A 13,539-nucleotide genomic window follows, 5' to 3' on the forward strand; every position below is an offset into this window, starting at 1 on the left:
CATAAGCAGTTCAAAATAGTATTGCTAAAGATAATTGTAAAAGTTAAATATGGGGTCGCCATCCTTCACATAACAGTGGGTTTGCAACATCGGAGAAGAAATTTTGGGTAGTAACCCGACGTCGCAAACCCCCGGGACGTTATACGACACTACTAGGTCTTATAGGAGTGATTGCGTGAGTAAAAGGTTTTTAGGAATAATCTCAGTGATATTAGGAATATCCACTGTTGCCTTGATAATTGCATTAACAGTAAGTATAAAATTATACACTCATACGATTGATTACAATTTTAAGAAAGCGGATGTTCAATTCGATAACGTTATTTTAACCAAGACGTTTGGTCAAGAAGTTTTGTTTTTTGTGAAGGGTCAAAATAAAATTATTGGCGTTTTAAGTTTATTAAAAGGGAATAAAGGGTGGGAGTTTACAGGGTACCATGGAAGCAACTTGTCGGTTAATACTCAGTTTAGCCATACTGAACCATTTAATCTTGGACTTTATTTTGGAATAATAAACAATCCAGAAATAACTAAAGTCGAAGTTATTAAAAACGAAAAAGAACATGATTATGCAGAAATTATTCAGGCAAATAATGGCGAAAGAATATGGCTATATCAGTTTGAGGCAAAAGGAGACGGTTACAAGTTTAAGGGGTATAACGAAAAAGGGGATCAATTTGACTTGTGAATAACTTAAGGGTTATGAATGTACAATCTGCCGTAGCGTCGTATAACACAGAGTTCCCGCAACTAGAGGATGATGCATATGGTCAGGACGCTGCGGGAACTCCTAAACGTTATACGACAGATGTGCAAACAAGATTTTGTTTAGGAGTGGTATGTCTGGGCTCTAAAAAAATCCTGAAGAATCCACACTTTATTCTAGGAATTATTATCTTATTTCTTATTGCTGGTAGTGTAGGTTTAGGAGTCTTGGATAAGACAATAAATGAGTCTATTGGGAATGGTCCACATACAGAAAAAATGTTATGGGAATCACCTGGGTATTCAATTAATCCTCAATTATTTTTCTTGGAAACAGAGGTCCATCCAAGTCCCGAAAAAATAATTATAAACTACAAAATTAAAAATAAATCCGATGAATCAATTACTATTGGAAAAAGCTCAATAGATGTAGGTGTTGTTAAAGCGGACTTAAATACCATTGGTGACCCAGGTACATTGATTTGGCGTTGGTCACAGAAGCATAACGAGAATGAAACAAAAGAGAGTATAGAATTAGCCAGAGGGGAGATATATCAACAAGATATTCTAATCGATAGGAAAGACCTCGATATAGGATTTCAATATTACATAAATATTTACTACAATGGACAACTCGTTGCTCGATATAAAATAATCGAGGGGATATACAATAAGTAACTTAGGCTTGTATCTGGGGGCACATCCATCGCATAACACAGAATTCCCGCAACTTAGAGGATGATGCATGTGGTTTGGACGCTGCGGGAATTCCTAAACGTTCTACGACATATCGTACAAGGCCGCGCCGTCCATGGCGCGGGTGAAAATTATGGGGTATTGCTTCGCAGTTGTAGGAAAATGCGTATCAAATTTATCGTGAAATACAGACTGTTAACCATGGAAAGATGGTGAAAATTATAAAAAACAATTTTCTTTTTATTTTCTTGATATCAATCTTGGCAATTCTGTTTGGCTACAAGTCCAATTTGGCAGTTTACGTAGGGGAATGGGGTACAGTTCCAGATAAGTTTGAAGGTTTGTTGGTAACAATAGTCTTTTTAGTAGCTTTGCTATTATACGGAATAGTTATGGGCTATACGAAGAAGAAGAGTTTTGTGAAATTCATCTCACTATATTGGGGAATTGGTGGCTTAATAGGGCTAAACTCTGTTTTAATGGCTCCTATCGGTGGCTTTGCAATTATAGTAATTCCTGTAGAAATATTCACCATTGTTCCGACTTTAGGACTTAGATATTTTTACACGGTTAGAACAGGTGGAAACACTCATTATCTGGTACAAATATTAGTTAGTATGATTTCATCATGGTCAGTCGGTACTATTGGATACTTGATTGGGTATCTGTTAAAGAAATTGAGAGTAACACGTTCTGGGATAAATGCTTAAGTTACATTTTTCTTATATAGTGACGCATTCGTAAGGATAATGTGTAACAAATAATATTAGACTTGAATAAAGGAGGAATTGATATGATAGAAAATATGGGAGGTTTTGTAGGAAGCCTTAGTTATTTAAGTATTAGTTTAGGATTTATTAAATCAATATTAGAAGTTCTACTTTATATGTCAGCGATTAATGTATCATTTAAAGCAGTACAAGCTTTAAATATATATATCAATAAAAATTCTAGATAATATAATGCACAATTTTCTTATTTTATGACGCAGAAGTCTCAGGTCATGCTTAAGGCAGCGCCGTCCATGGCGCTGTCTGAATCTGGGGGCACAATACGTCGTAGAACAGCACGTTCCCGCCACTTGGAGGATGATGAATGCGGTTAAAGCGCAGCGGGAACCTGCGAAACGTTATGTGAAACGCCAATATCGGGGCAGCTTTTTCTGGGGAATATTATAATGAATGTTCTTTGGTTAGGAGTTGATTAAAATGAAGGACTTAATTAGATTTAGGTATTTTTGTTTATCACTTGTATTTATTTTGGCCATTGGAGGTTGTGCTGGAAACCCTAGCAGTAGCATGAGTAATAGTAAAGTTTCTACTCATTTTGCAATTGTTTTAGTTAAAGGGGTTAAAACCAATGATGCAATAAAGTCTAAGATTGAAGAATTACCTTTAGAGTCTCAACCGATATTTACGGATAAGGATTTAATATCATATAAATGGAATCAACATGAATTAGAGCTCAGACAGGACTTTAGATTTAATGAGTCGTTTGACAAAATACCACTGGATGGATTGCCTTTTGTAATAATTGCAGATAATGAAAGAGTATATTTAGGCGCATTATGGACGCCTATTTCGTCATTAGCGGCAAGTATACCAACTATCATGATTTTTCCACCTGCCACCCAAAAGAATGTAATAAGAATTGCGGCTGGATATCCTAGTGAAGAAACAATCAATATCAAATCTGATCCAAGAAGTAATCAACTTATCTACAATGCTTTAAAAAGTGTCGGAAAGTTAAAGGATTAAAAATGTAGAAAGCAGTACTTTTGAGATTGGCGCTTCACATAACACAGAGTTCCCGCAACTAGAGGATGATGCATGTGGTTGGGACGCTGCGGGAACTCCTAAACGTTATCCGAAACCCCTAAGTTGATGAAACGATAATTAGGGGAAAGAGATTTGGAGGAGGAGAAAGTATGGTTTATAAGTTTTTTTTAAGCTGGATAATGATACTTATTCTTGGGCTAACAGGTTGTAGCCAAAGTTCCAACACTTCTCTTTCTGGCGAAATGGACTTTTTAAAACGGTATAAGTTAGATGTTAAAGAAAATCCAACTATAGTTAAAGTACAGGTGCCTTCGGACTGGCGGGTTAGGCTAGGCGAATATCCAATTGGAATGTATTGGGGCTTAGCGAATGAGTATTCAAAGGATGTAGGATTAGACCTCACTAGCTTAAAGGGGAAGAGTGTAGAAGCACATGTTTATGAATTGAAAGATGGATTGCCAGGTTCAGATACACAATCGAGTTTTAATTACCCATCTAATGCTATTTTGATTGTAGAAAGTGGGCAAGTTGTTGGAGCATGGCTAGCCTTCAATATCCAAAGTATTGGCCCATCAGTAAAAAAGCGTACATTAACTGAGATAACGGGACTTGGTTTTGAAGAATGGGTTAAACAAGAACATTATTTTGCTACTTCTGGGACTAATGCTGATTTGGCAAGTCTTGGACCAACTGAAGTAATTGATACCTTTTTTGATTCAATCAATAAAGGGGACAAAGTTAGAGCGCATGCTTGTCTTTCCCCTCAATCTTTACTAGAATCTCTAACATTGAATCTGGAACCAGGGCATCTCTATAATGATGGTTTTAGTCAAAATAATTCATTAGCTGAGAGCATAGTCAAAGGTAAGCCTATTGAATATCTACGGCCATATGATCCAGAAAACCATACTATTGAGATCAAAGATTTAAGCCAAAGGAAAATAGTTGGCATTCAGGTTAATCTTGAAATTGAGTGGAAGCATCCCGCTTTTAATACTCCTAACGGGAAGAGTACTCGATTTGCGATACTAAAAAAATATGATAATGGATGGAAAATTCAAGGGCTTGGTACAGGACCATGAATTAGAGTATAACTTGCTATCGTAAATTTGGGGCTAAATTAACCGGGGCATCGGATAACAACATGTTCCCAAAATCTGAGAATATATGAAGGTAGTAACCAGACTTCGGGAATCCTCGGGAAGTTATGCGTAACAGCAATGTCGGAGATGGATTATGGGAGGATTAGAGTGAACAATAGGCTAATTTCTAAGAAAGTTGAACCATTACATACCGGCTTATTATTAGTCTTCTTTGGCGTAATGATTTGGTCAGTTATAAATCCAAAGGATTTGTTTACGTGGTTTTTAGAAGTTTTTCCTTCTCTCATCGGGCTGGTGGTTATAACGTTAGCATATAATCGATTTAGGTTGACCAATTTAGTTTATTTCTTGATATTAGTACACGCGATTATTCTAATAGTAGGTGGACACTACACATATGCAGAAATGCCGATATTTAATTGGATAAGAGATGCATTTCATCTTGCTAGGAACTATTACGATCGGTTGGGGCATTTTGCTCAAGGTTTTATACCCGCCATTATTGTCAGGGAAATATTATTGCGGAAATCAGGGTTAAAGAGAGGTAAATTGTTATCTTTCATTATCATTAGTATTTGTCTTGCCATTAGTTCCTTGTATGAATTAATAGAATGGGGAGTGGCAGAGGCTACTGGTAGCGCAGCTGATGCATTTTTAGGTACTCAAGGCGATGTTTGGGATACACAATGGGATATGTTTATGGCACTTTTGGGAGCAACAATATCAATAGTATCGATGAGCAATCTACATGACAGGTTTTTAAGGAAAATTAATTGTTAAGTGAGAAAGAGATGTTGCTACTACGCATAACAGAGAATTCCCGACACTTTGCTAGGATGAATGTGATTGGGGCGCGTCGGGAATTCTCGGGACGTTATGCGCCATAGCCGATGAAAGAAAGGATTTTAGAGATGAGTTTTTGGGGGAAGTTGTTTAATAAGTCCAAATACATTCCAGATAATAAATTTCTCTACTCAGCAGTTGATTATTCCTTGTTTTTCACGCGTACTCAATATGATGGAATAGATCTTGAGTTATTAGAATTAGGGGAGCTATATTTGTCTACGGGCAGAGTTGTTGCTTGCGATCCATTAGTTTTTCTTGGCGATTGGAAGACATTTGCTAAAAGCGTAAAGCCGGGCAATTATCCTGTGACCGTTTGCATTGCAAAAACAGTAGATTCTGGCGATAGGTATGCAATTGTTCGGGTGAAGTTCTCTGATAATAAACCAATTAAATGGGAAATGGCACTAACAGAGGAGCAGAACCCGAGTGAGCTCAAAAATGATGGAGATTACTTTGGTTATCCAGTTGATGCAGGATTAGGGTGTTTTTGTGATGAAGGAAGTCAAACATTATATAGGGAATTTCATAAGAATTTCTACAACTCAAATCCAGACGGTAACATATACGATGATTTTTTCGCTGACGAGTTTAAGAAGAATGCAGTTAATCCAGATGATCCAAGGGACATAGGTGATTGGCTAAACTTCAATATGCCAGGCTCTGTAGATAGGAATGTTATTATGTTTCATTCGGGATATGGAGATGGCTACTATCCGTGTTATTGGGGAGTTGATAATTCAAATCAGATATGTTCCCTGATAGTCGATTTCAGATAGTGTCAAGAAATGTTCGCAAAAACCATCAGAACCCCTTAAGGCTAAATGTTTTATGTAAAAGCGTAAGTTGGGAAGAGTGTCAAGGGTGATGCGAGGGATACCGGAGGCCGTCAGGCCGAGGATATGCTCGGCATCATCCCATTGACACGTGCACCCTACCAAAACGCTTGAAGACGGCAAAGTCTCTTTCACCCCAAAGAGTAACCCTAAATCAAAGAGAGTTTGCTTGGCTAGCGCCGAGCGTCATGCTTTTCTGAATTAATGATTAAGGCTTACGCAGCTTTTGAACGTTCCTGCTCAATCGAAGTGATGATTTTTGGATTGATATAGGATCGGCCACTGCACCAGTCTTCGCTATACTCAATAAGGTAGCTGGTTACTAGCCGAATATAGGAATCCATACTTGGGAATATCCCAACCACCCGGGTTCTTCTACGTACTTCTCGGTTGAGTCTTTCCAGCAGGTTGGTTGACGCGATCTTTCTTGAATCAATCTCTGCAAAGCTGAAAAACTGTAGTGAGTCTTCCAACCCTTCTTCCAGAGTTTTAATGGCTTCAGGATATTTGGCCTCAAACTCATCCATCAGAGAATTAGCGTATTTCTTTGCACTGCTATAGTCTGGTTGAAGCCAGATTTGCTTTAGTTTATTAGCAAACGCTTGCTTATCTCGACCGGATATATGAGCGAGGATGTTCCGCATAAAATGCACTTTACAGCGTTGCCAGGAACACCCGATAAAGGACTCTTGAACAGCTTTAACTAACCCTTTATGGGCATCTGAGACAACCAGCCAGACTTTCTCTAGTCCTCGTGACTTTAACTTTTCGAAGAGACTGGTGTAGGTTGCTGTGGACTCTTCTGGCATGGGCTCTACGGCCAGAATATCTCGTTTGCCTTCTAGATCAATACCCGTTACAATCAGCACTGCCATATTTTTGACCCTTCGATCATCTCGGATTTTCTCATAGAGAGCATCCACCCAGAGTACGGGATAGACTTTATCGAGACTTCGATTACGAAAGGCTTCAACCTGTTCGTTCAGTTCTTTAGCGATGCTTGATACCTGACTTCGTGACATGGAGTCAATGCCTAAGGACTTAGTGAGTTTCTCTATTTTACGGGTGGATACGCCATTAACATAGGCTTCTTGAATCACATTCATCAAGGCCAATTCAGAACGTTTCTTACCTTCCACAAAGAAAGGGATATAGCCGCCATTTCGCAGTTTGGGTACCATTAAATACAGTGTCCCCATCCGGGTATCGAAACGGCGAACGCGATAGCCTGATCGATACCCTTGACGTTCAGTAGACCGTTCTGATTTTTCAGCACCTAGCTTTGCATCCACTTCTGCTTCCATCAGCCTTTCGCAGAGCCATTTTAACATAGCCTGCATGGGATCTTCTTCGGTTACAAATTTCATTAGCATTTTTTCAAAAGGTACGGTAGAATTTGGGTAAGCCATCGGTTAACAACTCCTTTTTGGTTTGCTTCAGCACTTACCTTTTCGGAGTTACCGATGGCTTTTCCTTTTTTACTTTTGCGAACTTAATTGTACTCTATCCGATTTCATGGTTTTCGATTTTGAGTAGGATGCATGCCGGCTACAGCGCATAACACAGAATTCCCGCAACTTAGAGGATGATGCATGTGGTTGGGACGCAGCGGGAATACAAAACGTTATCCGAAACCGAACGCAGGGCCGCGCGTCCATGCGCTGATTAAGGATTAGTGGGGGATAATGCACACTTGTAGCATTCCTGTAAGAAACAAAAATGAACTTTGAAAAAAAGATGACCTCACGTTAAACTTTGAGAGGACGGACTGTTGGCCAACAGATCCAATCAAAAAATAACGGAGGTCATCCAGGTGAATTTTACACAAAATGAGAAACTAAATCAACTATCTGAAAATAGTATCGTCATCGGCGTGGACATAGCCAGCGAACTTCATTATGCCAGAGCTTTCGACTGGCGAGGAGTAGAGTTAGGCAAAGTCTTCAAGTTTACAAACAGTGCAGAGGGATTCAAGGACTTCAATGCTTGGATTGAACGGCTAAAAAAGAAGACACGAAAGGACTTCATATTGGTAGGTGCAGAGCCAACCGGCCATTACTGGTTTGGTCTAGCATCATACCTAAAAGAACAAAGCATCAAACTAGTCCTGGTAAACCCATTCCACGTAAAGCGTAGTAAAGAACTTGATGACAATCACCCGAGTAAAACTGATGCCAAAGATCCCAAAACTATCGCAAAGCTGGTAATTGAGGGTAGATACAATGAGCCTTACATTCCGGAAGGGGTATTCGCAGAACTGCGAATAGCGACGGCTTGCAGAATGCGTATACAAAAAGACATGAACAGCATAAAAAATCGCATTCAGCGGTGGCTTAAAATATACTTTCCCGAGCATGAAACGGTGTTTGGAAAGTTTGATACCACAAGTAGCATGCTGGTACTACAAGAAGCCCCGCTACCCAGCGATATTGAAAAACTTGGAGCAGAAGGAATAAACCGAATTTGGAGAGACAACAAACTGAGGGCAGTGGGTATGAAAAGGGCTAAGAGCCTGTATGAAGCTGCTCAAGAGAGTATTGGCTGCACCGAAGGAGAGTCTTGTTCCCGAATGGAAATCAAGCTATTACTCCAAGACTATCACAATAAAGCGGCACAATATCAATCTGTCACAGAGGTCATCGATGAGTTGTGCAGGCAAATACCAGAAGTAGCAAAGCTGCTTGAAATTAAAGGTGTGGGTCTTGTTACAGTCGCTGGATTTCTCTCTGAGGTTGGAGACATTAGACGCTTTAATTCTCCAAAGCAGATCCAAAAACTTGCAGGCTTAGCCTTGCGAGAAAGTAGCTCGGGCAAGCACAAAGGACAGACCACGATCAGCAAACGGGGGCGAGCGCGACTGCGGGCAATTCTATTTCAAGCGGTGATGCCCCTAGTCGCTAACAACACAGAGTTTGCAGAGATACACAACTATTACACGACCAGGAAAAAGAATCCTCTAAAGAAGAAACAATCGCTAATCGCCTTAAGCTGTAAACTGATTCGGGTATTCTATGCAATATTAACGAAAGGCATAGACTACGACCCGCAAAAACTAATTAATGACATTCATCGTCCCGTTGAGTATTTAGCAGCATAACAGAAAACGCAAAAGTAAACAGTTCTGTTGGTAGGCGTCACCACAGAATGTACTCAGATCATAATCTAGCAAGACAAAAGAGCTGGTAGTCAGTCAACATATTATCCATTAGAGCAAAGACTCGGTCTTGTAGCATTACTGACACCCAATCATGGATAGGTGGAACGAAGGAATTTAGGGCAGATGTAATAATCTTGACCCTGTTAGACATGGGAGGTTTACCACCGTGAGTATAGTGGGTTTACAACGGCCAACATATAAAAAACAGCAGACGTTGGCTTTGCCATACTCAGTTTCTCTGAATTATGCATTCTATGCGAATTCTATCCATGGTGAGTTATTTTGGCAAGTTAGAAATTCTATGAAAACAAGAGAAAACTGAAGAAAATCACAAGATATTATAGGGAGGATATTACGAAATAAGAGTGAGAGGGAAAAAATGAGTAGAATACAGAAAGTTCTTCTAATCAGTATCTCAGTGGTACTCGTACTTATTTTAACATGGTTATTATACACCATGAATATGAGGTCTGAGTTCAAAACACATTTGGGGAATAAGTACCCTGAGCAAAAATTCACTGTTGGCATTGTAAAGTATGATCCACTCTATGGTAACTACTTTGCTGATGTAACCTGCTTAGATGACTCGATACACTTCCGTGTCGGCAAGAATTCCCATACAAAAGAGGTTTCTGACTATTATGGAGGCATGAAAAGAACGGCTCAATCGAGCTCCAAAGTCGCAGCTTTATTTAACCAAAGTGACATAAAAAGCTCTATCGAAAAAGTCTCAAGTTGGGGCATATCTCCAAGTGGAGGAGAATTTGGTGGAATTAGTCTTATTTTAACTGGGGACGCCGATATGGCATCGGTCGCGGTTCAAACTATAGTAACCTTGAGAGAAAATAATATATCATCCCAAACTGTTGATCTGTTACAGGAGAAGGATAAAAAGGTTTATGAACTCCGTCTATCTCCAGCTGACTATGCTCTGTCTAAAAGTGAACTCCAAGCTAAGATCGAAAGAAGAAAGTAAAATAGTCAACTTCAAAATGCAATCGGTGCTACTATCAAATCCGTAAATCCATGGTGACTAAGGGATGATGTAAGAAGCTATGTTAATACGCAATCTTCTTTTAATGCTAAACAAATCTGATGAAGGTCTCAAAAGGGGCCACCGTCCATGGTGGCCTCTGAATCGTGCGCCACGCATGACGATTAACTAGACGGTGAAAGTCCGTTATGGGGGTATGTAGCGACCAACCATTAGCTTAAGGCAAGGGTGTCCATCGTGAGGTGGAATCTGAAGGAAGCCGGCGGCAAAGTTCCGACCCGAGGAACACGAACAATATCAGGCGCAAAACGTGGGGCAAGACTGCGATCCAAGCCGAAGCCCAAAAGCTACACGGACACGTTAGCGTAAATGTTGCGGGTACATGGAATGAAAGTGAATCGTCTTACCGTGGGAGACCTCACAGACAGGCGGAAACAGAGTAAGAAACCTGGTTGAAACAAGATTTATCGTGAGGAGTCAGCAGAAGCCATAGTACAGAGGTGCTCTAGACACCGACGGAAGGGCCGAACCAAAGGAGGTGTGGGTCAATGAAAGTTACTGAAAGTGGTAATTTAAAACACAGACAACTTCGTTTTGAAGACTATCTGCAAAAGGTATCTGCGGAACAGAAAGAATATGTAGAAGTGTGCGCGCCACCAAAGATGACCGAAACCGACAGCACTAACACCAACGAGCAAACAGAGAAACTGGTGGAGGAAATCCTTAATGCCGAGAACTTGAATCGAGCCTACAAGCAAGTGAAGAGGAACAAAGGTGCAGGTGGAATCGACGGTATGCAGGTGGATGAACTTCTGCCCTTCCTGAGAGAACACAAGGATGAACTTCTACAATCTCTCTGGGACGGGAAATACCGTCCAAAACCCGTACGGAGAGTAGAAATACTCAAAGAGAACGGGAAAATGAGAAAACTGGGAATCCCCACCGTCGTGGACAGGCTCATCCAACAAGCCGTAACCCAAGAGCTCTCGCCAATCTTCGAGAAGCAATTCTCAGACAACAGCTATGGATTTCGACCTAACCGAAGTGCCCATGATGCACTAAGAGAGTGTCAAAGACACATTGCTGATGGTTATGTCTACGTAGTAGACATGGACCTAGAGAAATACTTTGACACGGTCAACCAAAGCAAACTCATCCAAATCCTATCGGAAACGATAAAAGATGGAAGAGTTATATCCTTAATCTATAAATTCCTCAGAGCAGGAGTCATGGTCGATGGATTATTCGAAGAAAGTCCAGAGGGCGTCCCACAAGGGGGTCCACTGAGTCCATTACTTGGAAACATCATGCTGAACGTCTGTGACCACGAGCTAGAAAGACGTGGACACCGCTTTGTGCGCTATGCAGATGATATGATGATTTTCTGCAGGAGCAAGAAAGCGGCGCAGCGGACCCTAGACCATATTCTTCCGTACATCGAAGGGAAGCTATTCCTCAGAGTAAACAGGGAGAAAACAAAAGTGGCACATGTCAAAGAGGTAAAGTTTCTAGGACATGGCTTTTATATGCACAAAGGAGAAGGACGTTTGAGAATCCACCCGAAAAGCATCCAAAAACTGAAGGATAAAATCCGAGAAATGACTGGACGAAGTAACGGAATGGGAATCGAAGAAAGGAAAATGAAACTCAATCAGATAGTGCGAGGCTGGACGAATTACTTTAAGCTAGCTGACGCAAAGAGCCTACTTAGAACACTAGATGAATGGCTGAGAAGCCGCATACGGATGGTCACATGGAAACGATGGAAGAGAATACGCACGCGCGGCGAAAACCTCAAGAAACTTGGGATTAGAGAAGAGCAAGCATGGATGTGGGCAAACACAAGAAAAGGCTATTGGCGAATAGCCCATAGCCAGATTTTACTGATAGCCCTATCCAACAAACGAATTGAGCGTGCCGGATATCTCAGTTTTAATCAAATATATTTTGCAAAGTAACGTGTAAACTTTGGAACCGCCGTATACCGAACGGTACGTACGGTGGTGTGGGAGGTCGGCTGATCAAATAATGGTCAGCCTCCTACCCGATTGTGGGCGTACGGCTCCGGATAACAGAGTATTCCCGACATAGCCTTTGGCACGGCATTTGCATCTGGGCAAAATATAAGGAGGCAAATGCCGTGCCAACCCTGAGGGGACGGCAACGTCAGGAATACTCGAGACGTTAGGCGACAGACATACTTCTGCATGGATACAAGAATTTTTTTGGGAAGTGAAAATATGAAAAGAATTGTTCTTGGGATATCTTTGGTCTTAGTAGCTTTTATAAGCGGTTTTTTACTTAAGTCATTTTCCACTCCTTCATTAGCTACAGCATCCATTGAAGATGCACTTAAAAACCAGTGGGGGATAATTGGTCAAACGATTCATGTTGAACCGATCGAAGATCAGGTGGTTCTTTTTTCGAAGAAAGGAACGGAAAACAGCTACACATTGCGATCAGATTTCGTCCGGAGAGGCCTTTTAGGGTGGAAGTGGGTCTGGGGTGGCGGATTTGGTGGTTTAACGGGACAATACATTGAACAGGTGTCAGGCATAAATTCTCCATTGATATGGGGAGAACTTCAAAATAATAAAATACAGAAAGTTAAAGTTACTAACGTAAGCAGAGGAAATTATTATGAGGCTAAAATTGTGAGTAACCTAGATACCCGAATTTGGTTTGTATTTCCAAGTCATAATGATAAAGTATTAAATATAGAGGGAAGTTCAGAAAAAGGCGAAGTTATAGATTCGCAGGAAATTGATCTTAGTAAAGACTTACATCCAGATATTATGTTCGGAGAAAAAAGTAGAAAATAATGAAGGTTTGAGATTGGGTCGTCCGTCGCCTAACACGGAGTTCCCGCAACTAGAGGATGATGAATGTGGTTGGGACGCTGCGGGAACTCCTAAACGTTAGCTGAAATCGGATGATAGGGTGCCTTCTATGGAGCGGATATATTAGCTGAAAAGTTGTATTATTGATAGGTATGAAGTTAGTTTACAAAAGATTGGTGGATGAAAGATGGATTACAAACAACAAGCAATTGAAAGATTTAGCAACGATCTATATGCAACTAAAACTACAGGAATAATCATTGAAGAAGTTCATGTGAATTACGCAAAGTGTAGTCTTTTGATTAGCGAAAACCATTTAAATGCTGCAGGGTTTGTTATGGGCGGTGCGATATTTACCTTAGCTGATTTTGTTTTTGCAATAGCAGCAAACTGTGATAATGAACTGACGGTGTCACTATCAAGTCAAATTAGCTATATCAATGCAACAAAAGGTCCTATTCTATTTGCAGAAGCTAAGTGTGTAAAAAACGCAAAGAGTATTTGCTTTTATGATATTACCGTCAACGATGACAAAGGAAATCTTGTGGCGAGTATATCCACAACGGGATATCGAAAAGCATAAGCGA

Annotated in this window: 15 protein-coding genes; 14 read left to right on the forward strand and 1 reads right to left on the reverse strand. The window is 40.4% G+C overall.

Annotation, left to right across the window (positions count from 1 at the left end):
- Positions 1–175: 175 nt before the first annotated feature.
- From ACZ42W_RS07595 to ACZ42W_RS07630, 8 genes are all read left to right on the forward strand, one after another.
- Positions 176–688: a hypothetical protein gene (locus ACZ42W_RS07595; protein WP_464169685.1), complete on the forward strand. Its 513-nt coding sequence runs from the start codon at positions 176–178 to the stop codon at positions 686–688.
- Positions 685–1,383: a hypothetical protein gene (locus ACZ42W_RS07600; RefSeq protein ID WP_464169686.1), complete on the forward strand. Its 699-nt coding sequence runs from the start codon at positions 685–687 to the stop codon at positions 1,381–1,383. Before ACZ42W_RS07595 ends, ACZ42W_RS07600 begins: the two co-directional genes overlap by 4 nt.
- A 227-nt stretch (positions 1,384–1,610) precedes the next feature.
- The gene (locus ACZ42W_RS07605; protein ID WP_464169687.1) at positions 1,611–2,111 is read left to right on the forward strand and encodes a hypothetical protein; all 501 of its coding nucleotides are present in this window, start codon (positions 1,611–1,613) and stop codon (positions 2,109–2,111) included.
- Positions 2,112–2,194: 83 nt separating this feature from the next.
- On the forward strand, positions 2,195–2,359 hold the full coding sequence (locus ACZ42W_RS07610) for a hypothetical protein (protein WP_464169688.1): 165 nt from the start codon (positions 2,195–2,197) through the stop codon (positions 2,357–2,359).
- Between the two features lie 250 nt (positions 2,360–2,609).
- On the forward strand, positions 2,610–3,158 hold the full coding sequence (locus ACZ42W_RS07615; protein ID WP_464169689.1) for a hypothetical protein: 549 nt from the start codon (positions 2,610–2,612) through the stop codon (positions 3,156–3,158).
- A 170-nt stretch (positions 3,159–3,328) separates the two neighbouring features.
- Positions 3,329–4,261: a DUF4830 domain-containing protein gene (locus ACZ42W_RS07620; RefSeq protein ID WP_464169690.1), complete on the forward strand. Its 933-nt coding sequence runs from the start codon at positions 3,329–3,331 to the stop codon at positions 4,259–4,261.
- Positions 4,262–4,501: 240 nt separating this feature from the next.
- Positions 4,502–5,062 (forward strand): DUF2238 domain-containing protein, encoded by a 561-nt coding sequence (locus ACZ42W_RS07625; RefSeq protein ID WP_464170904.1) that lies wholly within the window; start codon positions 4,502–4,504, stop codon positions 5,060–5,062.
- 110 nt (positions 5,063–5,172) lie between these two features.
- Positions 5,173–5,904 (forward strand): DUF4241 domain-containing protein, encoded by a 732-nt coding sequence (locus ACZ42W_RS07630; protein ID WP_464169692.1) that lies wholly within the window; start codon positions 5,173–5,175, stop codon positions 5,902–5,904.
- A gap of 272 nt (positions 5,905–6,176) precedes the next feature.
- Here ACZ42W_RS07630 and ACZ42W_RS07635 read toward each other — a convergent pair whose 3' ends face one another.
- Positions 6,177–7,370, reverse strand: coding sequence for an IS256-like element ISDha1 family transposase (locus ACZ42W_RS07635; RefSeq protein ID WP_011459365.1), 1,194 nt, complete (start codon positions 7,368–7,370; stop codon positions 6,177–6,179).
- 404 nt (positions 7,371–7,774) lie between these two features.
- On the opposite strand from ACZ42W_RS07635, the gene ACZ42W_RS07640 reads away from it, so the two are divergent.
- The 6 genes from ACZ42W_RS07640 (at position 7,775) to ACZ42W_RS07665 (ending at position 13,535) form a co-directional block, all read left to right on the forward strand.
- On the forward strand, positions 7,775–9,058 hold the full coding sequence (locus ACZ42W_RS07640; RefSeq protein ID WP_464165940.1) for an IS110 family RNA-guided transposase: 1,284 nt from the start codon (positions 7,775–7,777) through the stop codon (positions 9,056–9,058).
- 439 nt (positions 9,059–9,497) lie between these two features.
- Positions 9,498–10,094, forward strand: coding sequence for a hypothetical protein (locus ACZ42W_RS07645; protein WP_464169694.1), 597 nt, complete (start codon positions 9,498–9,500; stop codon positions 10,092–10,094).
- A gap of 255 nt (positions 10,095–10,349) precedes the next feature.
- Positions 10,350–10,481, forward strand: coding sequence for a hypothetical protein (locus tag ACZ42W_RS07650; RefSeq protein ID WP_464168455.1), 132 nt, complete (start codon positions 10,350–10,352; stop codon positions 10,479–10,481).
- 179 nt (positions 10,482–10,660) lie between these two features.
- Positions 10,661–12,070 (forward strand): group II intron reverse transcriptase/maturase, encoded by a 1,410-nt coding sequence (gene ltrA / locus ACZ42W_RS07655; protein ID WP_464168457.1) that lies wholly within the window; start codon positions 10,661–10,663, stop codon positions 12,068–12,070.
- 282 nt (positions 12,071–12,352) lie between these two features.
- Positions 12,353–12,934, forward strand: coding sequence for a hypothetical protein (locus ACZ42W_RS07660; RefSeq protein WP_464169696.1), 582 nt, complete (start codon positions 12,353–12,355; stop codon positions 12,932–12,934).
- A gap of 205 nt (positions 12,935–13,139) precedes the next feature.
- Positions 13,140–13,535, forward strand: a complete 396-nt coding sequence (locus ACZ42W_RS07665; protein WP_464169697.1) for a PaaI family thioesterase — start codon at positions 13,140–13,142, stop codon at positions 13,533–13,535.
- The last annotated feature ends 4 nt before the right edge of the window (positions 13,536–13,539 follow it).

This window comes from Desulfitobacterium elongatum, assembly GCF_055378975.1.

What these genes read in the sequence shown, in the direction of transcription:
- ACZ42W_RS07610 (WP_464169688.1), top strand. Translation starts at nt 2,195, where the DNA reads ATGATAGAAAATATGGGAGGTTTTGTAGGAAGCCTTAGTTATTTAAGT.
- ACZ42W_RS07660 (WP_464169696.1), top strand. Translation starts at nt 12,353, where the DNA reads ATGAAAAGAATTGTTCTTGGGATATCTTTGGTCTTAGTAGCTTTTATA.
- ACZ42W_RS07605 (WP_464169687.1), top strand. Translation starts at nt 1,611, where the DNA reads ATGGTGAAAATTATAAAAAACAATTTTCTTTTTATTTTCTTGATATCA.
- ACZ42W_RS07630 (WP_464169692.1), top strand. Translation starts at nt 5,173, where the DNA reads ATGAAAGAAAGGATTTTAGAGATGAGTTTTTGGGGGAAGTTGTTTAAT.
- ACZ42W_RS07635 (WP_011459365.1), bottom strand. Translation starts at nt 7,370, where the DNA reads ATGGCTTACCCAAATTCTACCGTACCTTTTGAAAAAATGCTAATGAAA.
- ACZ42W_RS07665 (WP_464169697.1), top strand. Translation starts at nt 13,140, where the DNA reads ATGGATTACAAACAACAAGCAATTGAAAGATTTAGCAACGATCTATAT.
- ACZ42W_RS07615 (WP_464169689.1), top strand. Translation starts at nt 2,610, where the DNA reads ATGAAGGACTTAATTAGATTTAGGTATTTTTGTTTATCACTTGTATTT.
- ACZ42W_RS07625 (WP_464170904.1), top strand. Translation starts at nt 4,502, where the DNA reads ATGATTTGGTCAGTTATAAATCCAAAGGATTTGTTTACGTGGTTTTTA.
- ACZ42W_RS07620 (WP_464169690.1), top strand. Translation starts at nt 3,329, where the DNA reads ATGGTTTATAAGTTTTTTTTAAGCTGGATAATGATACTTATTCTTGGG.
- ACZ42W_RS07645 (WP_464169694.1), top strand. Translation starts at nt 9,498, where the DNA reads ATGAGTAGAATACAGAAAGTTCTTCTAATCAGTATCTCAGTGGTACTC.
- ltrA (WP_464168457.1), top strand. Translation starts at nt 10,661, where the DNA reads ATGAAAGTTACTGAAAGTGGTAATTTAAAACACAGACAACTTCGTTTT.